Source organism: Pseudomonas sp. NPDC089401 (assembly GCF_044749485.1).
Taxonomy (GTDB): Bacteria; Pseudomonadota; Gammaproteobacteria; order Pseudomonadales; family Pseudomonadaceae; genus Aquipseudomonas.
The window spans coordinates 291,205-315,402 of the sequence record NZ_JBIVIA010000008.1; the positions used below are offsets into that span (position 1 = coordinate 291,205).

Annotated in this window: 33 protein-coding genes and 1 pseudogene; 1 reads left to right on the forward strand and 33 read right to left on the reverse strand. The window is 60.2% G+C overall.

What is annotated here, in order from left to right:
• Positions 1-135: 135 nt before the first annotated feature.
• The 7 genes from ACIP21_RS19475 to ACIP21_RS19505 all read right to left on the reverse strand — a co-directional run bounded on the left by ACIP21_RS19475 (position 136) and on the right by ACIP21_RS19505 (position 7,715).
• Positions 136-795 (reverse strand): DUF1266 domain-containing protein, encoded by a 660-nt coding sequence (locus tag ACIP21_RS19475; RefSeq protein ID WP_400690856.1) that lies wholly within the window; start codon positions 793-795, stop codon positions 136-138.
• On the reverse strand, positions 792-2,009 hold the full coding sequence (locus ACIP21_RS19480) for a hypothetical protein (protein ID WP_400690859.1): 1,218 nt from the start codon (positions 2,007-2,009) through the stop codon (positions 792-794). Before ACIP21_RS19480 ends, ACIP21_RS19475 begins: the two co-directional genes overlap by 4 nt.
• The gene (locus ACIP21_RS19485; RefSeq protein WP_400690862.1) at positions 2,000-4,327 is read right to left on the reverse strand and encodes a hypothetical protein; all 2,328 of its coding nucleotides are present in this window, start codon (positions 4,325-4,327) and stop codon (positions 2,000-2,002) included. Before ACIP21_RS19485 ends, ACIP21_RS19480 begins: the two co-directional genes overlap by 10 nt.
• Positions 4,328-4,630: 303 nt before the next feature.
• On the reverse strand, positions 4,631-5,086 hold the full coding sequence (locus tag ACIP21_RS19490; RefSeq protein ID WP_400690864.1) for a hypothetical protein: 456 nt from the start codon (positions 5,084-5,086) through the stop codon (positions 4,631-4,633).
• Positions 5,083-5,541 (reverse strand): hypothetical protein, encoded by a 459-nt coding sequence (locus ACIP21_RS19495; protein ID WP_400690867.1) that lies wholly within the window; start codon positions 5,539-5,541, stop codon positions 5,083-5,085. Before ACIP21_RS19495 ends, ACIP21_RS19490 begins: the two co-directional genes overlap by 4 nt.
• Positions 5,542-5,762: 221 nt before the next feature.
• Entirely contained in the window at positions 5,763-6,311 is a 549-nt protein-coding gene (locus ACIP21_RS19500) for a single-stranded DNA-binding protein (RefSeq protein ID WP_400690870.1), read from the reverse strand.
• A 9-nt stretch (positions 6,312-6,320) separates the two neighbouring features.
• On the reverse strand, positions 6,321-7,715 hold the full coding sequence (locus ACIP21_RS19505; protein ID WP_400690873.1) for an MFS transporter: 1,395 nt from the start codon (positions 7,713-7,715) through the stop codon (positions 6,321-6,323).
• Positions 7,716-7,844: 129 nt separating this feature from the next.
• On the opposite strand from ACIP21_RS19505, the gene uvrA reads away from it, so the two are divergent.
• Positions 7,845-10,679: an excinuclease ABC subunit UvrA gene (uvrA, locus tag ACIP21_RS19510; protein ID WP_400690876.1), complete on the forward strand. Its 2,835-nt coding sequence runs from the start codon at positions 7,845-7,847 to the stop codon at positions 10,677-10,679.
• A gap of 133 nt (positions 10,680-10,812) precedes the next feature.
• Here uvrA and bfr read toward each other — a convergent pair whose 3' ends face one another.
• From bfr to ACIP21_RS19640, 26 genes and pseudogenes are all read right to left on the reverse strand, one after another.
• Complete coding sequence (bfr, locus tag ACIP21_RS19515; RefSeq protein ID WP_003257116.1) at positions 10,813-11,277, reverse strand: bacterioferritin; 465 nt, start codon at positions 11,275-11,277, stop codon at positions 10,813-10,815.
• A 165-nt stretch (positions 11,278-11,442) separates the two neighbouring features.
• Positions 11,443-12,882, reverse strand: coding sequence for a catalase (locus tag ACIP21_RS19520; RefSeq protein WP_400690879.1), 1,440 nt, complete (start codon positions 12,880-12,882; stop codon positions 11,443-11,445).
• Positions 12,883-13,054: 172 nt separating this feature from the next.
• The gene (gene rplQ / locus ACIP21_RS19525; protein ID WP_003255451.1) at positions 13,055-13,441 is read right to left on the reverse strand and encodes a 50S ribosomal protein L17; all 387 of its coding nucleotides are present in this window, start codon (positions 13,439-13,441) and stop codon (positions 13,055-13,057) included.
• 42 nt (positions 13,442-13,483) lie between these two features.
• Complete coding sequence (locus ACIP21_RS19530; RefSeq protein WP_003255452.1) at positions 13,484-14,485, reverse strand: DNA-directed RNA polymerase subunit alpha; 1,002 nt, start codon at positions 14,483-14,485, stop codon at positions 13,484-13,486.
• A gap of 22 nt (positions 14,486-14,507) precedes the next feature.
• Entirely contained in the window at positions 14,508-15,128 is a 621-nt protein-coding gene (gene rpsD / locus ACIP21_RS19535; protein ID WP_027917844.1) for a 30S ribosomal protein S4, read from the reverse strand.
• A 15-nt stretch (positions 15,129-15,143) separates the two neighbouring features.
• The gene (rpsK, locus tag ACIP21_RS19540) at positions 15,144-15,533 is read right to left on the reverse strand and encodes a 30S ribosomal protein S11 (protein WP_003255454.1); all 390 of its coding nucleotides are present in this window, start codon (positions 15,531-15,533) and stop codon (positions 15,144-15,146) included.
• Positions 15,534-15,551: 18 nt separating this feature from the next.
• On the reverse strand, positions 15,552-15,908 hold the full coding sequence (gene rpsM / locus ACIP21_RS19545; protein ID WP_003255457.1) for a 30S ribosomal protein S13: 357 nt from the start codon (positions 15,906-15,908) through the stop codon (positions 15,552-15,554).
• A gap of 131 nt (positions 15,909-16,039) precedes the next feature.
• The gene (rpmJ, locus tag ACIP21_RS19550) at positions 16,040-16,156 is read right to left on the reverse strand and encodes a 50S ribosomal protein L36 (RefSeq protein ID WP_002555468.1); all 117 of its coding nucleotides are present in this window, start codon (positions 16,154-16,156) and stop codon (positions 16,040-16,042) included.
• Positions 16,157-16,184: 28 nt separating this feature from the next.
• The gene (gene secY, locus ACIP21_RS19555; protein WP_003257108.1) at positions 16,185-17,516 is read right to left on the reverse strand and encodes a preprotein translocase subunit SecY; all 1,332 of its coding nucleotides are present in this window, start codon (positions 17,514-17,516) and stop codon (positions 16,185-16,187) included.
• Entirely contained in the window at positions 17,517-17,951 is a 435-nt protein-coding gene (gene rplO, locus ACIP21_RS19560) for a 50S ribosomal protein L15 (protein WP_003255461.1), read from the reverse strand.
• 3 nt (positions 17,952-17,954) lie between these two features.
• Positions 17,955-18,131 (reverse strand): 50S ribosomal protein L30, encoded by a 177-nt coding sequence (gene rpmD / locus ACIP21_RS19565; protein WP_003255463.1) that lies wholly within the window; start codon positions 18,129-18,131, stop codon positions 17,955-17,957.
• 2 nt (positions 18,132-18,133) lie between these two features.
• Positions 18,134-18,634 carry a 30S ribosomal protein S5 gene (rpsE, locus tag ACIP21_RS19570; RefSeq protein ID WP_003255465.1) on the reverse strand — a complete coding sequence of 167 codons (501 nt, stop codon included), beginning with the start codon at positions 18,632-18,634 and terminating at the stop codon, positions 18,134-18,136.
• Positions 18,635-18,637: 3 nt separating this feature from the next.
• Complete coding sequence (gene rplR / locus ACIP21_RS19575) at positions 18,638-18,988, reverse strand: 50S ribosomal protein L18 (protein ID WP_003255467.1); 351 nt, start codon at positions 18,986-18,988, stop codon at positions 18,638-18,640.
• Positions 18,989-18,998: 10 nt separating this feature from the next.
• The gene (gene rplF / locus ACIP21_RS19580) at positions 18,999-19,532 is read right to left on the reverse strand and encodes a 50S ribosomal protein L6 (RefSeq protein WP_400690882.1); all 534 of its coding nucleotides are present in this window, start codon (positions 19,530-19,532) and stop codon (positions 18,999-19,001) included.
• Positions 19,533-19,544: 12 nt separating this feature from the next.
• Positions 19,545-19,937, reverse strand: coding sequence for a 30S ribosomal protein S8 (gene rpsH, locus ACIP21_RS19585; RefSeq protein ID WP_003255471.1), 393 nt, complete (start codon positions 19,935-19,937; stop codon positions 19,545-19,547).
• Between the two features lie 209 nt (positions 19,938-20,146).
• Positions 20,147-20,452: a 30S ribosomal protein S14 gene (rpsN, locus tag ACIP21_RS19590; protein WP_012316516.1), complete on the reverse strand. Its 306-nt coding sequence runs from the start codon at positions 20,450-20,452 to the stop codon at positions 20,147-20,149.
• Positions 20,453-20,465: 13 nt separating this feature from the next.
• The gene (gene rplE / locus ACIP21_RS19595; protein ID WP_003255474.1) at positions 20,466-21,005 is read right to left on the reverse strand and encodes a 50S ribosomal protein L5; all 540 of its coding nucleotides are present in this window, start codon (positions 21,003-21,005) and stop codon (positions 20,466-20,468) included.
• Positions 21,006-21,025: 20 nt separating this feature from the next.
• On the reverse strand, positions 21,026-21,340 hold the full coding sequence (gene rplX, locus ACIP21_RS19600) for a 50S ribosomal protein L24 (RefSeq protein ID WP_003255476.1): 315 nt from the start codon (positions 21,338-21,340) through the stop codon (positions 21,026-21,028).
• Between the two features lie 11 nt (positions 21,341-21,351).
• Positions 21,352-21,720 (reverse strand): 50S ribosomal protein L14, encoded by a 369-nt coding sequence (gene rplN / locus ACIP21_RS19605; protein ID WP_008089810.1) that lies wholly within the window; start codon positions 21,718-21,720, stop codon positions 21,352-21,354.
• 23 nt (positions 21,721-21,743) lie between these two features.
• Positions 21,744-22,010, reverse strand: coding sequence for a 30S ribosomal protein S17 (rpsQ, locus tag ACIP21_RS19610; RefSeq protein ID WP_008089812.1), 267 nt, complete (start codon positions 22,008-22,010; stop codon positions 21,744-21,746).
• A 2-nt stretch (positions 22,011-22,012) separates the two neighbouring features.
• Complete coding sequence (gene rpmC / locus ACIP21_RS19615) at positions 22,013-22,204, reverse strand: 50S ribosomal protein L29 (RefSeq protein WP_002555481.1); 192 nt, start codon at positions 22,202-22,204, stop codon at positions 22,013-22,015.
• Positions 22,204-22,617, reverse strand: coding sequence for a 50S ribosomal protein L16 (gene rplP, locus ACIP21_RS19620; protein ID WP_003255479.1), 414 nt, complete (start codon positions 22,615-22,617; stop codon positions 22,204-22,206). Before rplP ends, rpmC begins: the two co-directional genes overlap by 1 nt.
• Before the next feature lie 12 nt (positions 22,618-22,629).
• A complete protein-coding gene (gene rpsC, locus ACIP21_RS19625) occupies positions 22,630-23,316 on the reverse strand; it encodes a 30S ribosomal protein S3 (protein WP_003255481.1) in 687 nt (228 codons plus the stop codon).
• 13 nt (positions 23,317-23,329) lie between these two features.
• The gene (gene rplV, locus ACIP21_RS19630) at positions 23,330-23,662 is read right to left on the reverse strand and encodes a 50S ribosomal protein L22 (RefSeq protein WP_003103908.1); all 333 of its coding nucleotides are present in this window, start codon (positions 23,660-23,662) and stop codon (positions 23,330-23,332) included.
• Between the two features lie 11 nt (positions 23,663-23,673).
• Positions 23,674-23,949 carry a 30S ribosomal protein S19 gene (gene rpsS / locus ACIP21_RS19635; protein ID WP_003255482.1) on the reverse strand — a complete coding sequence of 92 codons (276 nt, stop codon included), beginning with the start codon at positions 23,947-23,949 and terminating at the stop codon, positions 23,674-23,676.
• A gap of 16 nt (positions 23,950-23,965) precedes the next feature.
• Positions 23,966-24,198: pseudogene (locus tag ACIP21_RS19640) on the reverse strand (50S ribosomal protein L2); the annotation flags it as partial.

Genomic DNA, 24,198 nt, shown 5'->3' on the forward strand with positions numbered 1-24,198 from the left:
ACCCCTAGGAAATTAAAGAAAATTTAAAAACATTAATGAAAACTCCTACGAGAACCAGAAAATATTCTTACAAATATATAAATCTTGAATTAATTCGGCGTAAAAAAACTCCGCCGTACTGCATGCCTGGCTAACTCATGAAGTCTGCAACTCGGGGCTCAAGGGCGGGCAATCGCGCCATGGCAGGCCGTCCCAGTGCCCTCCCGGCGCCAGCAGTTGCTCCAGGCGCTGTTCGTCGAATGGCTCACCCAGCGCGTCGGCGCGAAATGCGCGCACCCATTGCCGACGACCGGTCAGATAGGCATGGCCGAAATCGGCCCAGCTGTCGAAGCAGTCCTGCGCTCGCTGGGCGTTGAGCAGCAGCACACGCCAGCCGACGTCCGGCGCCAGCCAGCCGAACAGCACGGCGCAGCGCATCAGGAAGGCACAGCGTACACAGGCGAATGCGAGGGCTGCGCGAGGGTCGTCGGTGGCCTGCAGGCTGTGCAGGTCGATACGCAACCACTGGCGCTCGAAACCATTGGCGAAATACTGCCGGACGGCTTCGTCGCCGGCATCGCCCTGCAGCCCGGCGATGTGCAGCAACGGCACGCGCAGCAAGGCCTGGCCCTCCACCGTGATCTGCGAGCAATGGCCGTTGAAGAAGCCGTCCACGCCCATCACCTGGGCCATGGGCCGGCCCAGCGACAGGGCATGGAAGCGGCGCCCGCTGAAGGGTTCGAACGAGGCCTTGCGCGGTTGCATGCAGCGCCACAGCAGCCAGGTGGCGAACAGCATGAGCAGGAAGATCATCATGACGCAGCCCTACGCAGCCAGGTGCCGATGGTCGCGGCCAGGGCGGCGGTCATGCCCGGCCAGGTGATGCCCTCGGTGGCGTACACCGGGCCGTGCACATCAGGCGCGCCGAACAGGTGACGCAAGGCATAGCGCACGGTCGCGGTACGTGGCTCGGCACGGCGCAAGCACTCTGGCTGACGGGCGGCGACCAGCCACTCCACCAGCGCCGAGGGGGCATCGAAGCGATCGAACAACTGCGGATGCTGGACGATCAGCTGGGCCTGGGTCGCCGGGTCGTTCACCGCTTCGAGCCGGCACCAGCCCGAGGCGCTGCGCACGACGCCGATGGCCAGGCAGTCGGCCGGCGTCTGGCGGTCGGTGCCCAGCGCATCGAGGCAGGCCAGCACGTCTTCCAGGTAGCGGGCCACGGGTGGGCGGTTCTGTTTGCCCTTGAGCTGGTCGACGCGCAGGCTGCCATCGGGCTGTACGTACAGGCTGAGGGTGATGTGCGGCTGGCCTTGCTTGTCACGCAGGCTGAAGATGCGCATGCGACCTTGCTCGAGGGCTTCGGCATAGCTTTCGCCGTAGCCGCCGCGCAGGGCGCGACGGTCGGCGAACTGGCCCAGGCAATGACGCATGACGTAGCTTTCGAAGGCCATTTCCTCACGCAGGTGCGGGCTGCCTGGAAGCAATTCGACCAGCACATGGTCATCGCATTCGACCACGCGGCGCAGCGCCTCCGGCCGGCTTTGCCGCCAGCCCTCGGCCTGGCGCGCCGCCATGCGCGCATGCTCCTGGTGCCACAGGGCCAGGGCTTGTGGGCAATTGATGCGCTCAAGCTTGCCTTCCAGGGCCGTGCCTTGGCGCGAGCCGAGGAACTCCACCAGCAGCGCTTCCTGTTCCAGCACGGCGGGGTGCTCGGGGTCGACCCAGGCCAGTGGTGCGGCTGCGCCCTCGCCTGCCTTGGCCGCCTGTTCCAGGTGGCGGGCGACCCAGGCTGGCAAGGCCTGGCCGGCCAGCAAGGTTGCGGCCTGGTCGAGGGTGTGTACCTTGCGCGCGGGTTCGAAGTTGCCGACCAGGTGACGATAGAAGTGGTTGAGCAGCCAGGCACGCACGGCAGGTGCGTCGCCGCGGGCCAGGCTGCGTTGTTCCAGCTGGCGCTTGAGCGCATCGGCGTTGAGCAGGTTGCGCGGGGCGTAGGCGCCGGTGCGCGGGGTGGTGGTCACTTCCACACTTGCCACCAGCGTTTGGTGGCGGGGGCATCCGCCTGCTGCATTTCAGCGATGATGCCGCGCAGGGTCGCGGCGTTGCTGACGTCATGGGGTTGGTCGCTGCCAGCGCAGAGGGCCAGGGCCTTCTGGAAGTAGCCGACGGCTTCGTCTTTGCGGCCCAGGGTGTTGAAGACGTCGCCGGCGTCCCAGGTCAGCAAGGTATCCTTGCGCGCGATGATGATCGGCTCGTAGCGTTGCCACAGCGCCAGCGCGGCTTCCGGCTGGGTATTGGCCAGGTGGAGGGCGATTTTCATCCGGCAGCGCAGGCCGTCGTAGTCCACGTCCTGGTCGCTGATGCCCTGCCCTGTTTGCCAATCGAGCAGGCGCTGAAGCCAGATGACGATTTCCGGTTCGCGGTCGAGCATGTACAGCGAGCGGGCAACGGTACCGAAGTAGCCGTCAGGATCGTGACGGCCGTAGCCATAGGTTCCGGCGTAGTTCCACAGCTTTTCCGCTGCCTGGCAGATCGCCCCATGGTCGTCGAGCAGGGTATGGACGCGCAGCAGGCCTTGGAAGTGCTCGGCAAAACTGCTGGCGTCGATACCGCGATGGTGCAACTCAAGCGCAAGGTCGAGGCGCTCGTGCCCTTTCAGGTAGCGGTAGTTGATTGCCAGGTTGTTGCACAGCATCGAATACAGGTGCGCGCAGCCGTCACCACGGTGGCCGTGGCCGGTGGCGAAAAAGCGCTCCAGGGCCGCCTGGCCAAATTCGTAGGACTGGCGCTGGGCCAGTTGCAGCAATTGCCGGGCCTCGGCCTGCTGCTCGGGGGCCAATGCTTCGAGCATACGCTCGACCAGGCCTTCGAGCTTGCCGCTGTGGTTGTAGTAGTCGTAGCCACTGGCCAGGCGCATCGTGGGCTGGCGCAGCATATCGAGCAGGCCGTGGACTTCGGCCCAGGCTTCCACCAGGCTGAAGCTGCTGCGGTGATCGTCCATCAGCCCGGAGGCAATGGCTTCCTGCAGCATGGCCAGCTTGGTGGGCGAATCAATGCGCCCGGCATTGTGCTCGCGTATGGCCTGCAGGCGCAGGATCCAGGGGTGGCGCGGCGAGCGCAGCTCGGCTTCGGCCAGCGCCAGGGCATACAAGCGCTCGTGGCGCCCGGGCTCTTCGTCGTCGGCATACAGCGCCTCGATCAGTGCGCCCTTGCCTTGCGGCGCTTGTTCGAGGGCCGGCAGGCACGCCAGGAAACGCGCCAGCACTTCCCCGTCATCGCAGGCGCGCATGATGCACAGCGGCCACCAGACGCTGGGGTCCTGGGCGAGCAGGCGCTCGACCACCACCCGGACGGTAACCGGCTCCATGCTCTGGCGCATCTCGTAGATGTCGTACAGCGCCCTGCGCCCTGCCTGCTCGATCTCGCCGCCGGCAACCAGCCAAGGCAGTTCGTACTCGATGAAGGTGTCTTCGCCGTAGCTTTCCAGGGTAATCGCCGCCGATGGCAGGATGCGCAACGCGCCCGGCAGGTCGCCCTGGGCATGCAGCGCGCGCGCGGCGAGGCGCGCCAGGCGCACTTCCCACTCGCGGCGCTGGGGCAGCGACTCGTCGGCGACCAGCGCCATCACCGGCTGCTCGAACATCGCCAGGCGCAGCGGGATGATCTCGATCACGCTGTAGCCCAGGCGTAGCCAATCGTTTGCATCGACATCCTGGTCAGGCCCGGCCTGGCGCAGTGCGGCGACCGCTTCGAGGGCGACATCGCGGGCCTGGGCCTGCTCGCCATTGGCATGCAGGGCCCAGGCACGGCGGCGGGCGCGGTCGGACAGGTCCCAGGCGCGGTAGGCGGCGCGGTCGTCGTTGAGCAGGGTCAGGGCATGGCTGACATCGATGGCCTTGAGTGCCAGCGCCAGCGGGCGTCGCTCGAGCATCCCGAAGATGTCGTTGCGGCGGTAGTGTTCGACATCGTAGTCCGGCGCCACGTCGGCCATCGCCTGGACCTGGTCGAGCACCCGGTCGATGACCACTTCGTCGTCGCAGTAATCCGCCAGGCGCAGGCGCTTGAGCGCCAGGCTCATGGCCAGTTCGGCGCGGTGCTCGGGGTTGCAGTGTTCGAGCAGGCGCTGGCCGTCGAGTTCGAGCACCTGGGCGGCGGCCTGTGGGTCACCGGCGTTGACCCACAGCACGTGCAGGCGCGAGATGGCATCGATGGAGTCGGCGAGCAGGGGTTCGGCCTGCAGTTGCGCCAGCAGCGCCTCGGCGCCGTGGTCCTGCAGGACACCGTCGAGACGGTCCAGCAATTGCTCCAGTGCAATGCCGGTGGTGACGGAGTTGGCCGCTGTCATGTACTGCTCCTTGATATTCGACTGCGCACATCCCAGTGCGTCGTGGCGCGCACGCTACCAGCAAGTGGATGGAAAACCAAGATTTTTTGGCGTCAATATGCCATCAGTACTATCACGGGATTACACATCCTGAGACATTGCACCGGCCTGTAGGAGCGGCCTTGTGTCGCGAAAGGGCTGCGTAGCAGCCCCGGCGATCCTTGATTGACGCTGAGATCGATGGGCCGCTACGCAGCCCTTTCGCGACACAAGGCCGCTCCTACAAGACACCGCACCGCCTAGAAGAGCGGAGCATGGCAATCGTCAATCGGTTGCTACATCAAAAATGTCACCGCCCAGATAACGAATCTCGGCCACAGCGTTGATATTCTGCCCACCTAGCGCAATTAAACTGTACTTGCTCAGCAAGAACTCCACCTCGCTCATTGGCCTTCTCGAATAGAGCAAGCAACCCAGGATGAACATGATTCCGCCAATAAGCGCGATGTGCTGTGCATAGATCTGGGTGTACTGGTATCGGGTGGGGCCTGCCAAGACAGGGTAGATAATCTCATCGGGTCCGAAAATCAGCATCGCTGCACCATACAGTGCTGCCGCGAGTCCTATGAACAGTATCAGTCCACCGGAGTACGCTGCGCCCTTGATGCACCGCGCCCGGTGGGCAGCATATTTTTCGCCGAAACCAGAGATTTGCCAGACGCAAATATTAAATTCAAGTTCGTCTATTTCCTGAGTAGCGTTCTCAATACCTGAAGTCATGAGGACTGCCTCAATGAAATAGTGAAGTCGTCTTCTCCTAGATAGCGTATATCGACCTGCTCTTTGGCTTCACTGCCATCAATGCCAATTACCTTGTAACGGCAAAGCAGAAACAACTCGGGAGTCAGCGCCGCCTCTCCGCGCACCTTTTTCGCCAGCGCCAGGAACAAGACACCAACCGACACGACAAGGTGAGGAGCAATCTGCATGTGCTGAACAAAGCTTGGACCAGAAAGGCGGTCGTAGTAGATGGTCGAGGGGCCGAATATCCAGACACCAAGGCCCAGTGCAGCAATCGCAATGCCTATTACAGTAAGCACACCGGCACCATGACGTTTGTCAGCGCACGCCTCCGAATAGGTCTCATAAGCCTTGAAAAAGCCAGTGACCCTATAATCCTGTTTCTCCGGTAGGAGCCTTACCTCCTCAACGAGTTCTTTATCCGACGCTTGCATATTCATCTCCTTTGAAAATATGGAGACTACGCAATCGAGGATTAAAAAACCCCACACCAGATAAAATTCAGAAGCCGCCTACAAACAAGGGAAAAATTTCCTCGCCCTTCAGAACCTGCTCTTCAAGAATGCAAAGAACTCAACTCTACAACGGCATAACGAAAGAGCCCCCGCTATGCGGGGGCTCTTTGAAGAAACTTATACTAAGTTTCTACTGCTTATCAGAACGGGATGTCGTCATCAAAGCTGTCGAAGTCAGCCGCCGGCTGCGGGGCTGGCTGCTGTGGCGCCGGGCGCTGTGGCTGCTGCTGCGGGCGCTGGGCCTGCTGGCGTGGCGCCTGGTTGTACTGTTGCTGCTGGCCACCACCCTGGTTGTAGTTGCCGCCACCCTGGTTGTACGGGTCGCCGCCCTGCTGCTGACCCTGCGGACGACCGCCGAGCAGCTGCATGGTGCCGTTGATGTCGACGATGATCTCGGTGGTGTAGCGCTTGATGCCGTCCTTTTCCCACTCACGGGTCTGCAGCTTGCCTTCGATGTAGCACTGCGAGCCTTTGCGCAGGTACTCGCCGGCAATTTCGGCAACCTTGCCGAACAGCGACACACGGTGCCACTCGGTACGCTCGACCTTCTGGCCCGACTGCTTGTCGGTCCACTGCTCGCTGGTGGCCAGGCTCAGGTTGGTCACGGCGTTACCGTTGGGCAGGTAGCGGACTTCGGGATCCTGGCCACAGGTGCCGACCAGAATGACTTTGTTAACCCCACGGGCCATAACGTTCTCCTAGGCTTCGCACGCCGAAGAGGCTGGATTCACCAGTCGCTCGAGGGTCGCACGGTCCAAAATTTTCGTATCCAGTTTGATATAGATGGCGGCTTCTTCTGCCACCACCACAGCGTCGGTCACACCCGGCACGGCCAACAGGCGCTCGGTCAGGCCGGCTTCACGGACTGCTTCGGGCGACAGCGGCATGCGCAGGCTGGTCACATACGGCGGCTCGTTCATGCGCAAGGCGACGATCAGCCAGATGGCACACAGCACCGCGCAACCGAGGAACACCGTGTCCAGGCCACCGTGCTGGAACAACCAGCCGCCGAGGATCCCGCCCAGTGCCGCACCGAGGAACTGGCTGGTGGAATACACCCCCATCGCCGTCCCCTTGCCACCGGCAGGCGACACCTTGCTCACCAGCGAAGGCAACGAGGCCTCCAACAGGTTGAATGCGGTAAAGAATACCACGGTGCCAATCACCAGTCCGCGCAAACCGTCAGCCCACTCCCAGAAGTATATCTCCGTCAGCAGCAGGACACTGACCGCGCCGGCCAACACACGTTTCATCTTGCGCTTTTTTTCGCCGTAGATGATGAACGGGACCATTGCAAAAAATGAGATGAACAGCGCGGTCAGGTACACCCACCAGTGCTGCTCCTTGGGCAGGCCGCCGCGCTCGACGAACGCCAGGGGCAGCGCGACGAAGCTGGCCATGAGGATGGCGTGGAGGATGAAGATGCCCACGTCCAGGCGCAGGAGGTCCGGGTGGCGCAGGGTCGGGCCGATGGCCTGGCGCGCCACACCCGACTCGCGGTGCTGCAAGGTGCTGTGGGTGTTGGGTACCACGAAGGCGATCAGCAGAATACCGACCAGGGCAAGTCCTGCCGTGGCCAGGAACAATCCTGACAAACCGAAGTGACTGGTGAGCAATGGGCCGACGACCATGGCCACGGCGAACGACAGGCCGATGCTCATGCCGATCATGGCCATCGCCTTGGTCCGGTGCTGCTCGCGGGTCAGGTCGGACAACAGCGCCATGACCGCCGCGGAAATCGCCCCGGCGCCCTGCAGGATACGCCCGGCGATCACGCCCCAGATGGAGTCGGCCTGGGCCGCCAGGACGCTGCCCAGGGCGAAGACCACCAACCCCAGGTAAATCACCGGCCGGCGGCCGATGCGGTCGGAAATCATCCCGAACGGGATCTGCAATACCGCCTGGGTCAGGCCATAGGCGCCAATGGCCAGGCCGATCAGCGCAGGGGTGGCACCGGCCAGGTCCATGCCGTAGGTGGCCAGCACCGGCAGGACCATGAACATGCCCAGCATACGAAAGGCAAAGACCAGGGCCAGGCCGCCAGCAGCGCGGGTTTCGCCGCTGCTCATGCGCTCGTTGTGGGTGTCGTGCATGGATTAACCTCGTGTGAACCGGCGGCGATTCTATCAGTCCGACAGCTTGACGGCATCTACGCGACGCTTTGCCGCGTCATGCTGGCGCGCCGTATACTTCCTTGTTTATGCCCGCCGAGCGAGGCCGCAGTGGACAAGATCCTGATTCGTGGGGCACGTACCCACAACCTGAAGAACATCGACCTGACCCTGCCGCGGGACAAGCTGATCGTGATCACCGGCCTGTCCGGTTCCGGCAAGTCGTCCCTGGCGTTCGACACGCTCTATGCCGAAGGCCAGCGCCGCTACGTGGAATCGCTGTCGGCCTATGCCCGGCAGTTCCTGTCGATGATGGAAAAGCCTGACGTCGACACCATCGAAGGCCTGTCACCGGCGATTTCCATCGAACAGAAGTCGACCTCGCACAACCCGCGCTCGACGGTCGGCACCATCACCGAGATCTACGACTACCTGCGCCTGCTGTATGCCCGCGTCGGCACGCCGCGCTGCCCGGACCACGACATCCCGCTGGAGGCACAAACCATCAGCCAGATGGTCGACCTGGTGCTGGAGCGCCCGGAGGGCAGCAAGCTGATGCTGCTGGCGCCGGTGATCCGCGAGCGCAAGGGCGAGCACCTGGCGGTGTTCGACGAACTGCGCGCCCAGGGCTTCGTTCGCGCACGGGTCAACGGCAAGCTCTACGAGCTGGACGAACTGCCCAAGCTGGACAAGCAGAAGAAGCACAGCATCGACGTGGTGGTGGACCGCTTCAAGGTCCGCGCCGACCTGCAGCAGCGCCTGGCCGAGTCGTTCGAAACCGCGCTGAAACTGGCCGACGGCATCGCCCTGGTGGCGCCGATGGACGACGAACCCGGCGAAGAAATGATCTTCTCCGCGCGCTTCGCCTGCCCGGTGTGCGGCCACGCGATCAGCGAGCTGGAGCCGAAGCTGTTCTCCTTCAACAACCCGGCCGGCGCCTGCCCGACCTGCGACGGCCTGGGCGTGAAGCAGTTCTTCGACACCAAGCGCCTGGTCAACAGCGAGCTGACCCTGGCCGAGGGCGCGATCCGCGGCTGGGACCGGCGCAACGTGTACTACTTCCAGATGCTCGGTTCACTGGCCGCGCACTATGGCTTCAGCCTGGAGGAACCGTTCGGCGAGCTGTCGGCCGAGCACCAGAAGGTGATCCTGCAGGGCAGCGGCAAGCAGAGCGTCGACTTCAAGTACCTCAACGATCGTGGCGACATCGTCAAGCGTTCGCACCCGTTCGAAGGCATCGTGCCGAACCTGGAGCGCCGCTACCGCGAGACCGAATCGGCCACCGTGCGTGAAGAGCTGGCCAAGTTCCTCGGTACCCAGCCCTGCCCGGACTGCCGCGGCACCCGCCTGCGCCGCGAAGCGCGCCATGTGTGGGTGGGCGAGAAGACCCTGCCGGCGGTGACCAACCTGCCGATCGGCGAGGCCAGCAACTACTTCGGCGATCTGACCCTGACCGGCCGCCGTGGCGAGATCGCGGCGAAGATCCTCAAGGAAATCTGCGAGCGCCTGCAGTTTCTGGTCAACGTCGGCCTCGACTACCTGACCCTGGACCGCAGCGCCGACACGCTGTCTGGCGGCGAGGCCCAGCGTATCCGCCTGGCCAGCCAGATCGGCGCCGGCCTGGTCGGGGTGATGTACATCCTCGACGAACCGTCCATCGGTCTTCATCAACGGGACAACGACCGCCTGCTGGCCACCCTCAATCACCTGCGCGACCTGGGCAACACGGTGATCGTGGTGGAGCACGACGAGGACGCCATCCGCCTGGCCGACTACGTGGTCGACATCGGCCCGGGCGCCGGTGTGCATGGCGGCCAGATCGTCGCCGAGGGCACGCCGCAGGAGGTCATGGACCACCCTGACTCGCTGACCGGCAAGTACCTGTCCGGGCGCAAGAAGATCGTCGTGCCGGCCCAGCGCACCCCGCGCAACAAGAAGCTGCAGCTCAAGCTCAAGGGCGCGCGCGGCAACAACCTGCTGAACGTCGACCTGGAAATCCCGATCGGCCTGCTGACCTGCGTGACCGGCGTGTCCGGCTCGGGCAAGTCGACGCTGATCAACAACACCCTGTTCCCGCTGGCCGCCACCGCCCTCAACGGCGCGAGCACCCTGGAGGCGGCGCCGCACAGCAGCATGGACGGCCTGCAGCACCTGGACAAGGTGGTCGACATCGACCAGAGCCCGATCGGCCGCACGCCACGCTCCAACCCGGCGACCTACACCGGCATCTTCACGCCGATCCGCGAGCTGTTCTCCGGCGTGCCGGAATCGCGCTCGCGCGGCTACGGCCCGGGGCGCTTCTCGTTCAACGTCAAGGGTGGGCGCTGCGAGGCCTGCCAGGGCGATGGCCTGATCAAGGTGGAGATGCACTTCCTGCCGGACATCTACGTGCCGTGCGACGTGTGCAAGAGCAAGCGCTACAACCGCGAAACCCTGGAGATCAAGTACAAGGGCAAGAACATCCACGAGGTGCTGGAAATGACCATCGAGGATGCCCGCGCGTTCTTCGATGCGGTACCGGCGCTGGCGCGCAAGCTGCAGACGCTGATGGACGTGGGCCTGTCGTACATCAAGCTGGGGCAATCGGCGACCACCCTGTCGGGTGGCGAGGCGCAGCGGGTGAAGCTGTCGCGGGAACTGTCCAAGCGCGACACCGGCAAGACCCTGTACATCCTCGACGAGCCGACTACCGGCCTGCACTTCGCCGATATCCAGCAACTGCTGGACGTGCTGCACCGACTGCGCGATCACGGCAACACGGTGGTGGTGATCGAGCACAACCTGGACGTGATCAAGACCGCCGACTGGCTGGTGGACCTGGGGCCGGAGGGCGGTTCCAAGGGTGGGCAGATCATTGCCTGCGGTACCCCGGAAGAACTGAGCAAGATGAAGCAGTCGTATACCGGGCATTACCTCAAGCCGCTGCTGGAGCGGGATCGGGCATGAAGCAATGGGGGCGCTCTGCGCCCCTTTCGCGACAAAAGGCCGCTCCTACAGGACAGCGCCGTTCTTTCGGTTCGCGCTGTCCTGTAGGAGCGGCCTTGTGTCGCGAAAGGGCTGCAAAGCAGCCCCCAACTGTTTACATCTGCGACTGCAGGTAGTTTTCCAGGCCGATGGCCTTGATCAGGCCCTGCTGCTTCTCAAGCCAGTAGGTGTGATCTTCTTCGGTGTCGGCCAGTTGCGCGCGCAGGATGTCGCGGCTGATGTAGTCCTTGTGAAGTTCGCACAGCTCGATGCCCTTGCACAGGGCGCCACGCACCTTGTACTCGAGCTTGAGGTCGGCCTCGATCATTTCAGGCACGGTGCTACCCACTTCCAGGTCGTCGGCACGCATGTCCGGCGTGCCTTCGAGCATCAGGATGCGGCGCATCAGGGCGTCGGCGTGCTGGGTCTCTTCTTCCATCTCGTGGTTGATGCGCTCATAGAGCTTGGAGAGGCCCCAGTCTTCGTACATGCGCGAGTGGATGAAGTACTGGTCGCGTGCGGCCAGTTCGCCCTTCAGCAACGTGACGAGGTAGTTGATTACGTCCGGGTGACCTTGCATCGCCCTGCTTCTCCCTGTGAAAAACGGCTAGATGCACATAGTGTGAACCAGCTTTTGCTCGCGGTCACTGAAAAACGCGCAATTAGATGCAAAAAATCGGTTAAACAGTAGTGATATTCATTGAAAAACCGCCCAAATGAGGGCGGTTCTCCTTATCACTTCGACTTAGGCGAAATTAACCCCCAAGGCCTTGGCGATGCCTTCCCCGTAGGCCGGGTCGGCCTTGAAGAAATACTGCAACTGGCGCTGGATCACGTCCTCGCTGACACCGGCCATGGTCCCGGCGATGTTGCTGATCAGCAGGGCCTTCTGCTCGTCGCTCATCAGCCGGAACAGTGCGCCGGCGTGACTGTAGTAGTCGTTGTCCTCGCGGTGATCATGACGATCCGCCGCGCCACTGAGGGGCAGCGCCGGTTCCGCGTGGCGTGGCGACTGCTTCGGCGCGTCGGCGTAGCTGTTGGGCTCGTAGTTCGGTGCACTGCCGTAGCTGCCCATGGCCATCGAACCGTCACGCTGGTAGCTGTTCACCGGGCTTCGCGAGGCATTCACCGGCAGGTGCTGGTGGTTGGTGCCCACGCGGTAGCGGTGTGCATCGGCGTAGGCAAAGACCCGGCCCTGCAGCATGCGGTCAGGCGACAGGCCGACACCCGGGACCATGTTGCTCGGCCCGAACGCGGCCTGCTCGACTTCGGCGAAATAGTTGAGCGGGTTGCGGTTCAGTTCCAGTACGCCGACTTCGATCAGCGGGTAGTCTTTCTGAGACCAGGTCTTGGTCACATCGAACGGGTTCTCGTCACGGTTGGCCGCCTCGCTTTCGCTCATCACCTGAATGCACACGGTCCAGCGTGGGAAGTCGCCACGCTCGATGGCCTCGAACAGGTCGCGCTGGGCATAGTCCGGGTCGCTGCCGGCCAGGCGGGCGGCGTCGGCCGGGGCCAGGTTCTTGATGCCTTGCTGGGTCTTGAAGTGCCATTTCACCCAGGTGCGCTGGCCATCGGCATTGATCAGGCTGTAGGTGTGGCTGCCAAAACCGTGCATGTGACGGTAGCCGTCCGGGATGCCACGATCGGAGAACAGGATGGTGACCTGGTGCAGCGCCTCGGGCGAATGAGACCAGAAGTCCCACATCATCTGGGCGTTCTTCAGGTTGCTTTGCGGGTGGCGCTTCTGGGTGTGGATAAAGTCCGGGAACTTGAGCGGGTCGCGGATGAAGAACACCGGGGTGTTGTTGCCGACGATGTCCCAGTTGCCTTCCTCGGTGTAGAACTTCACGGCGAAACCACGCGGGTCGCGTTCGGTGTCCGCCGAGCCGCGCTCGCCGCCGACGGTGGAAAAGCGCAGGAAGGTTTCGGTCTGCTTGCCGATCTGCTCGAACAGCTTGGCGCTGGTGTACCGGGTGATGTCGCGGGTCACGGTGAAGGTGCCGTAAGCACCCGAGCCCTTGGCGTGCACGCGGCGCTCAGGGATGTTCTCGCGATTGAAGTGGGCGAGTTTCTCGATCAGGTGGAAGTCGTCGAGCAGCAGCGGGCCGCGTGGGCCGGCGGAACGGGAATTCTGGTTGTCAGCTACAGGTGCACCGCTGGCGGTGGTGAGAATCTTGCTCATGGGCTCTCCTTATCGGTCTCTGAGTGCCGGCTAATCGGCTTGAGAAGGAGTATCGACGAGCGGTTGTTTCAGAACAAATTCATTACATGACTTACATCAATAGAAATTAACAATAGTTGCAGACACAAAAAACCGGGCACTAGGCCCGGTTCTTTGTAGCAGACAGAATGTCTTACTCGGCAGCTTCTACAGCACCGCCGACCGGACGATCAACCAGCTCGACGTACGCCATAGGCGCGTTGTCGCCAGCGCGGAAACCGCACTTCAGGATGCGCAGGTAGCCGCCCTGACGGGTGGCGTAACGCTTGCCCAGGTCGTTGAACAGTTTGCCAACAGCGGACTTCGAACGGGTACGGTCGAAGGCCAGACGACGGTTAGCAACGCTGTCTTCCTTGGCCAGGGTGATCAGCGGCTCGGCAACGCGGCGCAGTTCCTTGGCTTTCGGCAGGGTGGTTTTGATCAGCTCGTGCTCGATCAGCGACACTGCCATGTTCTGGAACATAGCCTTGCGGTGAGAGCTGGTACGGCTCAGGTGACGTCCACTTTTACGATGACGCATGATTCATTCCTTACCAAACACTACGTTCGGTGATTACGACGATCAGGCGGTCGCCTTGTCGTCTTTCTTAAGACTTGCAGGCGGCCAGTTGTCGAGGCGCATGCCGAGAGACAGACCACGAGAGGCCAGGACGTCCTTGATTTCAGTCAGGGACTTCTTGCCCAGGTTAGGAGTCTTCAACAGCTCTACTTCGGTACGCTGAATCAGGTCGCCGATGTAGTAGATGTTCTCCGCCTTGAGGCAGTTGGCCGAACGTACAGTCAGTTCCAGGTCGTCAACCGGGCGCAGCAGGATCGGATCGATCTCGTCTTCCTGCTCGACTACGACAGGCTCGCTGTCACCTTTGAGGTCGACGAACGCGGCCAGCTGCTGTTGCAGGATGGTCGCAGCGCGACGGATAGCCTCTTCAGGATCCAGGGTGCCGTTGGTTTCCAGATCGATGACCAGCTTGTCCAGGTTGGTACGCTGTTCAACACGGGCGTTCTCGACCACATAGGCGATACGACGCACCGGGCTGAACGAGGCGTCCAGCTGCAGACGGCCAATGCTACGGCTTTCGTCTTCGTCGGTCTGACGGGAGTCGGCCGGCTCGTAACCGCGACCACGAGCTACGGTGAGCTTCATGTTCAGGGCGCCGTTGGACGCCAGGTTCGCGATTACGTGATCGGGGTTGACGATCTCGACATCGTGATCCAGCTGAATATCGGCAGCGGTAACCACCCCCGAACCCTTTTTCGACAAGGTCAGCGTAACTTCGTCACGACCGTGCAGTTTGATAGCCAGGCCTTTCAGGTTCAACAGGATTTCAATGACGTCTTCCTGAACACCTTCGATCGCGGAGTACTCATGGAGTACGCCATCGATCTCGGCCTCGACTACTGCACAGCCAGGCATGGAGGACAACAGGATGCGGCGCAGCGCGTTGCCCAGGGTATGGCCGAAACCACGCTCGAGAGGCTCGAGCGTGATCTTGGCGCGGGTCGGACTGACTACCTGCACATCAATGTGGCGGGGAGTCAGGAACTCATTTACCGAAATCTGCATGGATGCACCTATTTTCTAGCCCTTACTTGGAGTAGAGCTCGACAATCAGGTTTTCGTTGATGTCGGCAGACAGGTCGCCGCGAGCAGGAACGTTCTTGAAAACGCCCGACTTCTTAGCGGAATCTACGTCTACCCACTCAACGCGGCCACGCTGGGCGCACAGTTCAAGGGCTTGAACAATGCGCAGCTGGTTCAGCGACTTCTCGCGAACCGCGACCACGTCACCCGGACGAACTTGGTAGGATGGAATGTTTACAGTCTTACCGTTGACGCTGATCGCTTTGTGCGAAACCAGCTGACGCGACTCGGAACGAGTCGAGCCGAAGCCCATACGGTAAACGACGTTATCCAGACGGCACTCGAGCAGTTGCAGCAGGTTCTCACCGGTTGCGCCTTTTTTCGAGGCAGCAGCTTGGTAGTAACCGCGGAACTGACGCTCCAGAACACCGTAGATACGACGGACTTTTTGTTTCTCGCGCAGCTGGGTACCGTAGTCGGACTGACGGCCACGGCGCTGGCCGTGGATACCTGGGGCTGCTTCGATGTTGCACTTCGATTCCAGAGCGCGAACGCCGCTCTTCAGGAACAGGTCGGTGCCTTCACGACGAGACAGTTTGCATTTTGGACCAATGTAACGTGCCATTCTTCTGTCTCCTGATTACACGCGACGCTTCTTCGGCGGACGGCACCCGTTATGCGGGATTGGCGTCACGTCGGTGATGCTGGCGATCTTGTAGCCGCAGCTGTTCAGTGCACGAACGGCGGATTCACGACCTGGACCTGGACCCTTGACGTTGACGTCGAGGTTCTTCAGACCATATTCCAGCGCAGCTTGACCAGCACGCTCAGCAGCGATCTGGGCTGCGAACGGGGTGGATTTGCGCGAACCACGGAAACCCGAACCACCGGAAGTAGCCCAGGACAAAGCATTGCCCTGACGGTCGGTGATGGTCACGATGGTGTTGTTGAAAGACGCATGGATGTGGGCGATGCCATCAACCACTGTCTTTTTGACTTTCTTACGAGGACGAGCAGCAGGTTTTGCCATGTCTATATTCCTGGGCGATTACTTGCGGATCGGCTTACGCGGGCCCTTACGGGTGCGTGCGTTGGTCTTGGTGCGCTGACCGCGAACCGGCAGACCTTTACGATGACGCAGGCCGCGGTAGCAACCCAGGTCCATCAAGCGTTTGATCTTCATGTTGATGTCACGGCGCAGGTCACCTTCGGTGGTGAACTTCGCGACTTCGCCACGCAGGGTTTCGATTTGCTCGTCGCTCAGATCCTTGATCTTTGCGGCTGGGTTGACACCAGCGTCTGCACAGATCTTCTGTGCAGTTGTGCGACCGACACCATAGATGTAGGTCAGCGAGATAACAGTATGCTTGTTATCTGGAATGTTGACGCCTGCAATACGGGCCATTCAGTGGGACTCCAATTGACAGCTACCTACGCCCCGGAAGCCAAGAAATAGGGCGCGAGATAATATCGCTGTAGAAACGAATAATCAACCCAGCAGCACACTAGCTGCTGGGTTTGAAGCGCAGATCACACTCAGCCTTGGCGCTGTTTGTGACGCGGTTCCGCGCTGCAGATCACTCGTACGACGCCTTCGCGACGGATGATCTTGCAGTTACGGCACAGCTTTTTCACCGATGCACGAACTTTCATTACCGACTCCTCGAACCTTAGGGGCGTATCAGCGCAGCAGACCGCTGCCGCCGTAGCCTTTCAGGTTGGCTTTCTTCATCAGGGATTCGTACTGGTGCGAAACGAGGTGCGATTGTACTTGGGACATGAAGTCCATCACAACCACTACCACAATCAGCAACGAGGTCCCGCCAAGGTAGAACGGCACATTTGCTGCCACCACCAGGAACTGGGGCAGAAGGCAGACGGCCATCATGTAAAGAGCACCGAACATGGTCAAACGGGTCAGAACGCCATCAATGTAGCGCGCCGACTGCTCACCAGGACGGATACCCGGAATAAAGGCACCGGACTTCTTCAGGTTTTCCGCTACGTCTTTCGGGTTGAACATCAACGCTGTGTAGAAGAAGCAGAAGAAAATGATCCCTGCACTAAACAGCAGAATGTTCAACGGCTGACCAGGAGCGATCGACTGCGAGATGTCCTGCAGCCAGCCCATACCTTCGGACTGACCGAACCAGGCACCCAGCGAAGCCGGGAACAGCAGAATGCTGCTCGCGAAAATGGCCGGGATTACGCCCGCCATGTTCACTTTCAACGGCAGGTGGCTGGTCTGCGCAGCGAAGACCTTGCGGCCCTGCTGACGCTTGGCGTAGTGAACGGCGATACGACGCTGACCACGCTCAATGAACACCACGAAACCGATAATCGCTACTGCCAGCAAACCGATAGCGACCAGGGCGAAGATGTTGATATCGCCTGTGCGCGCAGACTCGAAAGACTGCCCGATTGCTCTCGGAAGACCGGCAACGATACCTGCGAAGATCAACATCGAGATACCGTTGCCCACACCGCGCTCGGTGATCTGCTCGCCCAGCCACATCATGAACATCGCGCCCGCCACGAAGGTGGAGACGGCGACGACATGGAAGCCCAGGCCCACAGAAAACGCCACGCCCTGGTTGGCCAGGCCAATGGACATGCCAATGGCTTGAACCAGTGCCAGGATAACGGTGCCGTAGCGGGTGTACTGGCTGATCTTGCGACGGCCAGCTTCACCTTCCTTCTTCAACTGCTCCAGTTGCGGGCTGACCGCGGTCATCAGCTGCATGATGATCGATGCCGAAATGTACGGCATGATCCCCAGTGCAAAGATGCTCATACGCTCGAGCGCGCCACCGGAAAACATGTTGAACAAGCTAAGAATGGTCCCCTCATTCTGCCGAAACAGATCCGCCAGACGGTCCGGATTGATGCCGGGAACCGGGATATGCGCACCTATCCGATAGACGATGATCGCCATGAACAGAAAGCGCAGACGAGCCCAGAGTTCCGACATCCCGCCCTTACCGAGCGAAGAGAGAGCACCTTGCTTAGCCATTTATTCCTCGAATTTGCCGCCAGCTGCTTCGATAGCCGCACGCGCACCCTTGGTGGCTGCGATGCCCTTGATGGTGACTGCGCGAGTAACTTCGCCAGACAGCATGATTTTCACACGCTGAATGTGCTGGTTGATCACGTTGGCATCCTTCAGGGACTGCACGGAGATCACGTCGCCTTCCACTTTGGCCAGCTCGGACAGACGCACTTCGGCGCGGTCCATGGCTTTCAGGGAAACGAAGCCGAACTTCGGCAGACGACGGTGCAGCGGCTGTTGACCGCCTTCGAAGCCAGGAGCGATCGAACCACCCGAACGGGAAGTCTGACCTTTGTGGCCACGGCCGCCGGTCTTACCCAGACCGCTACCGATACCACGACCTGGACGATGCTTCTCGCGACGGGAACCCGGCGCTGGACTCAGATCATTGAGTTTCATCGATTAACCCTCGACCTTCAGCATGTAGTAAGCCTTGTTGATCATCCCGCGGTTCTCGGGAGTATCCTGGACTTCTACAGTGTGACCGATGCGACGCAGACCCAGACCTTTAACGCACAGTTTGTGGTTAGGCAGGCGGCCCGAGACGCTCTTGATCAGCGTTACTTTTACGGTTGCCATGATCAGAAGATCTCCTCAACGCTCTTGCCGCGCTTGGCAGCAATGGACTCAGGAGATTGCATGGCTTTCAGACCCTTGAAGGTGGCGTAAACCACGTTCACTGGGTTGGTCGAACCGTAGCACTTGGCCAGGACGTTCTGAACACCAGCAACTTCCAGGACAGCACGCATGGCGCCGCCGGCGATGATACCGGTACCTTCCGAGGCAGGCTGCATGTAAACCTTCGAGGCGCCGTGGGCAGCCTTGGTGGCGTACTGCAGGGTGGTGCCCTTCAGGTCAACCTGGATCATGTTGCGACGAGCAGCTTCCATGGCTTTCTGGATCGCGGCAGGTACTTCGCGCGATTTGCCACGGCCGAAGCCGACACGACCCTTACCATCACCTACCACGGTCAGCGCGGTGAAGGTGAAGATACGGCCGCCTTTTACGGTTTTGGCAACGCGGTTAACTTGAACCAGCTTCTCGATGTAGCCTTCGTCGCGCTTTTGATCGTTATTTGCCATAACTTAGAACTCCAGCCCGCCTTCACGAGCAGCATCAGCCAGCGCTTTGACGCGGCCATGGTACTTGAAGCCGGAACGGTCAAAGGCAACTTGAGATACACCGGCGGCTTTCGCGCGCTCAGCTACCAGCTTGCCAACCTTAGTGGCCGCGTCGATGTTGCCAGTGGCGCCATCACGCAGGTCTTTGTCCAAGGTCGAGGCGCTTGCCAGAACCTTGCTGCCGTCGGCCGAAATGACCTGGGCGTAGATGTGCTGCGAGGAGCGGAACACGCACAGGCGCACGACTTCGAGTTCGTGCATCTTGAGACGTGCTTTGCGAGCGCGACGCAGTCGAATAACTTTTTTGTCGGTCATTTGCTAGGCCCTACTTCTTCTTGGCTTCTTTACGACGGACTACTTCGTCCGCGTAACGCACACCCTTGCCTTTGTAAGGCTCTGGCGGACGGAACCCGCGGATTTCAGCGGCCACCTGACCTACCAGTTGCTTGTCGATACCCTTGATCAGGATGTCGGTCTGGCTAGGCGTTTCAGCGGTGATACCGGCTGGCAGTGCGTAGTCCACTGGGTGAGAGAAGCCCAGGGCCAGGTTCAGGATTTCGCCTTTGGCCTGTGCCTTGTAACCAACACCGACCAGCTGGAGCTTGCGCTCGAAGCCTTGGCTTACGCCCTGGACCATGTTGTTCACCAGAGCGCGGGTGGTACCGGCCATGGCGCGAGCTTGCTGGTCACCGTTGCGAGCGACGAAACGCAGCTCGCCAGACTCTTCGGTAACTTCAACAGACGAGTGAACGTTCAGTTCGAGAGTGCCCTTGGCACCCTTCACCGAAAGCTGCTGGCCGGCGAATTTGACTTCGACACCGGATGGCAGCTTAACGGGGTTCTTAGCGACGCGAGACATGCCTATCTCCCCTTAGAACACTGTGCACAGAACTTCGCCGCCGACACCGGCAGCGCGCGCAGCGCGGTCAGTCATCACACCTTTGTTGGTGGAGACGATAGACACGCCCAGACCGCCACGTACTTTCGGCAGGTCGGTGACGGCCTTGTACTGGCGCAGGCCAGGACGGCTGGAACGCTTCAGTTCCTCGATGACCGGACGGCCTTCGAAGTACTTGAGTTCGATCGACAGGGAAGGCTTGGCCTCACCAGTTACCTGGTAGCCGGCGATGTAACCTTCGTCTTTCAGAACTTTGGCAACCGCGACCTTCAGGGTGGAGGAAGGCATGCTTACGACGGACTTTTCAGCCATCTGGGCATTACGGATGCGAGTTAGCATGTCCGCTAACGGGTCCTGCATACTCATGGGCTAGATGCTCCTGATACAAGAAATATTAGCCTTGCGGCTATCACAACCACCCAAGCGGGCAGGGTAAAAAACCCAGGCTCGGGTGAGCCGGTCATTCTAGACACAAGGCAGAAACGAAACAAGCCCCATGAAGGGGCTTGTTCGTTGGCGAGGTCACCGACGGTCGGAAGATTGCTCCCCTTCCGTCGGGTTCCTGCCGGCAGCGATTACCAGGAGGCCTTGACCAGACCTGGTACGTCACCGCGCATTGCCGCTTGACGCAGCATGTTACGGCCCAGGCCGAACTTACGGTATACACCGTGAGGACGACCGGTCAGGCGGCAACGGTTGCGCAGACGCGCAGCGCTGGCATCACGTGGCTGCTTCTGCAGAGCGACAACGGCAGCGAAACGCTCTTCTGGAGAGGCGTTCAGGTTGACGATGGTCGCTTTCAGCTCAGCACGCTTTTTGGCGAACTTGGCTACCGTGAGCTGACGCTTCAGCTCGCGGTTTTTCATGCTCTTCTTGGCCATTTTCCTACTCCAATCAGTTGCGGAACGGGAATTTGAATGCACGCAGCAGAGCGCGGCCTTCGTCATCCGAACGAGCAGTGGTGGTCAGGGTGATGTCCAAACCGCGCAGAGCATCGATCTTGTCGTAATCGATTTCCGGGAAGATGATCTGCTCTTTCACGCCCATGCTGTAGTTGCCGCGGCCATCGAAGGACTTGGCATTGAGGCCGCGGAAGTCGCGAACTCGTGGCAGGGAGATCGCCAGCAGGCGGTCCAGGAACTCGTACATCTTGTCGCTACGCAGGGTCACCTTGACGCCGATCGGCCAGCCTTCGCGGACTTTGAAGCCTGCGATGGACTTGCGAGCGAAAGTCACGACCGGCTTTTGACCGGTGATCTTTTCCAGGTCGGCAACAGCGTGCTCGATGACTTTCTTGTCGCCGATCGCTTCGCCCAGACCCATGTTCAGGGTGATCTTGGTAACGCGCGGAACTTCCATCACGTTCGACAGCTTAAGTTCTTCCTTAAGCTTAGGAGCGATTTCGTTCCGGTAAATCTCTTTCAGTCGTGCCATGGTCTTCTACCTAGCAGTGTTCAAGCATCAACCGCTTTTTGGGTCGACTTGAAGACACGAATTTTCTTACCGTCTTCTACTTTGAAACCAACGCGGTCAGCCTTGTTGGTTTCGCCGTTGAAGATGGCAACGTTGGAAGCGTGCAGAGGCGCTTCTTTTTCGACGATACCGCCCTGTACGCCCGCCATCGGGTTAGGCTTGGTATGACGCTTGACCAGGTTCACGCCACCGATGACCAGACGGTCATCAGCCAGAACCTTCAGCACCTTACCGCGCTTACCTTTGTCTTTGCCGGCGATCACGATGATCTCGTCGTCACGACGAATCTTTTGCATGTCGGATCTCCTTACAGCACTTCAGGGGCGAGCGAGACGATCTTCATGAACTTCTCAGTACGAAGTTCACGGGTCACTGGCCCGAAGATGCGAGTGCCGATCGGCTCTTGCTTGGTGTTCAGCAGAACAGCAGCGTTGCCGTCGAAACGAATGATGGAACCGTCAGCGCGACGTACACCGTGACGGGTACGGACGACAACAGCAGTCATCACCTGGCCTTTTTTGACCTTACCGCGCGGAATTGCTTCCTTGACGGTTACTTTGATGATGTCACCGATGCCGGCGTAACGGCGGTGGGAACCGCCGAGCACCTTGATGCACATGACGCGACGAGCGCCGCTGTTATCGGCCACATCGAGCATGGATTGAGTCTGAATCATAAAATTTCTCCGACCCCTAGCCCTTAGACTTCAACAGCGCGTTCGAGGACTTCAACCAGTGCCCAGGACTTGGTCTTGGCCAGCGGACGGGTTTCACGGATGGAAACCTTGTCGCCGATCTTGCACTGGTTGGATTCGTCGTGCGCGTGCAGCTTAGTCGAACGCTTAACGTATTTACCGTAGATCGGGTGCTTTACGCGACGCTCGATCAGAACGGTGATGGTCTTGTCCATTTTGTCGCTGACGACACGGCCAGTCAGCGTACGGACGGTTTTTTCAGCTTCAGCCATGATCACTTACCTGCCTGCTGGTTAAGCACAGTTTTCACGCGAGCGATGTCACGCTTAACTTGCGAGAGCAGGTGCGACTGCCCCAACTGGCCAGTTGCTTTCTGCATACGCAGATTGAACTGGTCGCGCAGCAAGCCGAGCAGTTGCTCATTCAGTTGCTGTGCAGATTTTTCACGAAGTTCATTCGCTTTCATCACATCACCGTCCGCTTAACAAAGGAGGTGGCGAGAGGCAGCTTTGCAGCAGCCAGGGCGAATGCTTCGCGCGCCAGCTCTTCAGAAACACCCTCGATCTCGTACAGGACTTTGCCTGGCTGGATCTGGGCAACCCAGTATTCCACGGAGCCCTTACCTTTACCCATACGAACCTCGAGAGGTTTCTTGGAGATCGGCTTGTCCGGGAACACACGGATCCAGATCTTGCCGCCACGTTTAACGTGACGGGTCAGCGCACGACGTGCGGACTCGATCTGGCGGGCGGTGAGGCGACCGCGAGCAACAGCTTTCAGGGCGAATTCGCCGAAGCTGACTTTGCTACCGCGCAGTGCCAGACCACGGTTGTGGCCAGTCATCTGCTTGCGGAATTTTGTACGCTTTGGTTGCAACATTTGGCGTACCCCTTACTTAGCAGCTTTTTTACGAGGCGCTGGTGCTTGTGGTTTCAGTTCTTCTTGGCGACCACCAATAACTTCGCCTTTGAAGATCCAAACCTTCACACCGATCACACCATAAGTGGTGTGAGCTTCGTAGGTGTTGTAGTCGATATCGGCACGCAGGGTGTGCAGCGGCACACGACCTTCGCGATACCACTCGGTACGAGCAATCTCAGCACCGCCGAGACGACCGCTCACCTGGATCTTGATGCCCTTGGCACCAATACGCATGGCGTTCTGTACGGCGCGCTTCATGGCGCGACGGAACATTACGCGGCGTTCCAGCTGCTGAGCTACGCTCTGCGCAACCAGCATGGCGTCGAGTTCCGGCTTGCGGATCTCTTCGATGTTGATGTGCACAGGCACACCCATCTGCTTGGTCAGGTCCTGACGCAGCTTCTCGACATCTTCACCTTTCTTCCCGATAACGATACCTGGACGAGCGGTGTGGATGGTGATGCGTGCAGTTTGAGCCGGACGATGAATATCGATACGGCTTACGGACGCGCTTTTTAGTTTGTCTTGGAGGTACTCACGCGTTTTCAGATCCTTCAACAGGTAATCTGCGTAAGTAGCACCGTCTGCGTACCAGACAGAGGTGTGCTCCTTGACGATTCCCAGGCGAATGCCAGTGGGATGTACTTTCTGACCCATCTGATCGACTCCGTTACTTGTCCGCAACCTTGACAGTGATATGGCAAGACCGCTTGACGATGCGATCAGCACGGCCTTTGGCACGTGGCATGATGCGCTTCAGCGAACGCCCTTCGTTGACGAAGACGGTGGAGACCTTCAGGTCATCAACGTCTGCGCCTTCGTTGTGTTCGGCGTTGGCTACGGCCGACTCGAGGACTTTCTTCATGATTTCAGCGGCTTTTTTGCTGCTGAAGGCCAACAGGTTGAGCGCTTCGCCCACCTTCTTCCCGCGGATCTGGTCGGCGACCAAGCGGGCTTTCTGGGCGGAGATGCGAGCGCCCGACAACTTAGCGGCTACTTCCATTTCCTTACCCCTTAACGCTTGGCTTTCTTGTCAGCCACGTGCCCGCGATAGGTGCGGGTACCGGCGAACTCGCCCAGTTTGTGGCCGACCATGTCTTCGTTCACGAGAACTGGGACGTGTTGGCGACCGTTGTGAACCGCGATGGTCAGACCGACCATTTGTGGCAGGATCATCGAACGGCGCGACCAGGTTTTAACTGGCTTGCGATCGTTCTTCTCCACCGCCACTTCGACCTTCTTCAACAGGTGAAGATCGATAAAAGGACCTTTTTTCAGAGAACGTGGCACTGTCGTATCCCTCTAGTTACTTGCGACGACGGACGATCATGTTGTCGGTACGCTTATTACCGCGGGTCTTCGCACCCTTGGTTGGGAAGCCCCATGGCGATACCGGATGACGACCACCGGAGGTACGACCTTCACCACCACCATGTGGGTGGTCAACCGGGTTCATGGCAACGCCACGAACGGTTGGGCGAACGCCGCGCCAGCGATAGCGACATTCTGTGCGAAGCGATCGCAGGATCTGAGCTCTGT

What these genes read in the sequence shown, in the direction of transcription:
- rplP (WP_003255479.1), bottom strand. Translation starts at nt 22,617, where the DNA reads ATGTTGCAACCAAAGCGTACAAAATTCCGCAAGCAGATGACTGGCCAC.
- ACIP21_RS19520 (WP_400690879.1), bottom strand. Translation starts at nt 12,882, where the DNA reads ATGAGCAAGATTCTCACCACCGCCAGCGGTGCACCTGTAGCTGACAAC.
- rpsD (WP_027917844.1), bottom strand. Translation starts at nt 15,128, where the DNA reads ATGGCACGTTACATTGGTCCAAAATGCAAACTGTCTCGTCGTGAAGGC.
- ACIP21_RS19495 (WP_400690867.1), bottom strand. Translation starts at nt 5,541, where the DNA reads ATGCAAGCGTCGGATAAAGAACTCGTTGAGGAGGTAAGGCTCCTACCG.
- ACIP21_RS19485 (WP_400690862.1), bottom strand. Translation starts at nt 4,327, where the DNA reads ATGACAGCGGCCAACTCCGTCACCACCGGCATTGCACTGGAGCAATTG.
- rplN (WP_008089810.1), bottom strand. Translation starts at nt 21,720, where the DNA reads ATGATTCAGACTCAATCCATGCTCGATGTGGCCGATAACAGCGGCGCT.
- rpsC (WP_003255481.1), bottom strand. Translation starts at nt 23,316, where the DNA reads ATGGGTCAGAAAGTACATCCCACTGGCATTCGCCTGGGAATCGTCAAG.
- rpsN (WP_012316516.1), bottom strand. Translation starts at nt 20,452, where the DNA reads ATGGCCAAGAAGAGCATGAAAAACCGCGAGCTGAAGCGTCAGCTCACG.
- rplR (WP_003255467.1), bottom strand. Translation starts at nt 18,988, where the DNA reads ATGACCGACAAAAAAGTTATTCGACTGCGTCGCGCTCGCAAAGCACGT.
- rplQ (WP_003255451.1), bottom strand. Translation starts at nt 13,441, where the DNA reads ATGCGTCATCGTAAAAGTGGACGTCACCTGAGCCGTACCAGCTCTCAC.
- rpmD (WP_003255463.1), bottom strand. Translation starts at nt 18,131, where the DNA reads ATGGCAACCGTAAAAGTAACGCTGATCAAGAGCGTCTCGGGCCGCCTG.
- rpsE (WP_003255465.1), bottom strand. Translation starts at nt 18,634, where the DNA reads ATGGCAAATAACGATCAAAAGCGCGACGAAGGCTACATCGAGAAGCTG.
- rpmJ (WP_002555468.1), bottom strand. Translation starts at nt 16,156, where the DNA reads ATGAAAGTTCGTGCATCGGTGAAAAAGCTGTGCCGTAACTGCAAGATC.
- bfr (WP_003257116.1), bottom strand. Translation starts at nt 11,277, where the DNA reads ATGCAAGGTCACCCGGACGTAATCAACTACCTCGTCACGTTGCTGAAG.
- ACIP21_RS19505 (WP_400690873.1), bottom strand. Translation starts at nt 7,715, where the DNA reads ATGCACGACACCCACAACGAGCGCATGAGCAGCGGCGAAACCCGCGCT.
- rplO (WP_003255461.1), bottom strand. Translation starts at nt 17,951, where the DNA reads ATGAAACTCAATGATCTGAGTCCAGCGCCGGGTTCCCGTCGCGAGAAG.
- rpsH (WP_003255471.1), bottom strand. Translation starts at nt 19,937, where the DNA reads ATGAGTATGCAGGACCCGTTAGCGGACATGCTAACTCGCATCCGTAAT.
- rplE (WP_003255474.1), bottom strand. Translation starts at nt 21,005, where the DNA reads ATGGCACGACTGAAAGAGATTTACCGGAACGAAATCGCTCCTAAGCTT.
- ACIP21_RS19500 (WP_400690870.1), bottom strand. Translation starts at nt 6,311, where the DNA reads ATGGCCCGTGGGGTTAACAAAGTCATTCTGGTCGGCACCTGTGGCCAG.
- rpsK (WP_003255454.1), bottom strand. Translation starts at nt 15,533, where the DNA reads ATGGCAAAACCTGCTGCTCGTCCTCGTAAGAAAGTCAAAAAGACAGTG.
- rplF (WP_400690882.1), bottom strand. Translation starts at nt 19,532, where the DNA reads ATGTCTCGCGTCGCTAAGAACCCCGTTAAGCTGCCATCCGGTGTCGAA.
- ACIP21_RS19475 (WP_400690856.1), bottom strand. Translation starts at nt 795, where the DNA reads ATGATGATCTTCCTGCTCATGCTGTTCGCCACCTGGCTGCTGTGGCGC.
- rplV (WP_003103908.1), bottom strand. Translation starts at nt 23,662, where the DNA reads ATGGAAGTAGCCGCTAAGTTGTCGGGCGCTCGCATCTCCGCCCAGAAA.
- rpsQ (WP_008089812.1), bottom strand. Translation starts at nt 22,010, where the DNA reads ATGGCTGAAGCTGAAAAAACCGTCCGTACGCTGACTGGCCGTGTCGTC.
- rplX (WP_003255476.1), bottom strand. Translation starts at nt 21,340, where the DNA reads ATGCAAAAGATTCGTCGTGACGACGAGATCATCGTGATCGCCGGCAAA.
- secY (WP_003257108.1), bottom strand. Translation starts at nt 17,516, where the DNA reads ATGGCTAAGCAAGGTGCTCTCTCTTCGCTCGGTAAGGGCGGGATGTCG.
- rpmC (WP_002555481.1), bottom strand. Translation starts at nt 22,204, where the DNA reads ATGAAAGCGAATGAACTTCGTGAAAAATCTGCACAGCAACTGAATGAG.
- ACIP21_RS19530 (WP_003255452.1), bottom strand. Translation starts at nt 14,485, where the DNA reads ATGCAGATTTCGGTAAATGAGTTCCTGACTCCCCGCCACATTGATGTG.
- rpsM (WP_003255457.1), bottom strand. Translation starts at nt 15,908, where the DNA reads ATGGCCCGTATTGCAGGCGTCAACATTCCAGATAACAAGCATACTGTT.
- ACIP21_RS19490 (WP_400690864.1), bottom strand. Translation starts at nt 5,086, where the DNA reads ATGACTTCAGGTATTGAGAACGCTACTCAGGAAATAGACGAACTTGAA.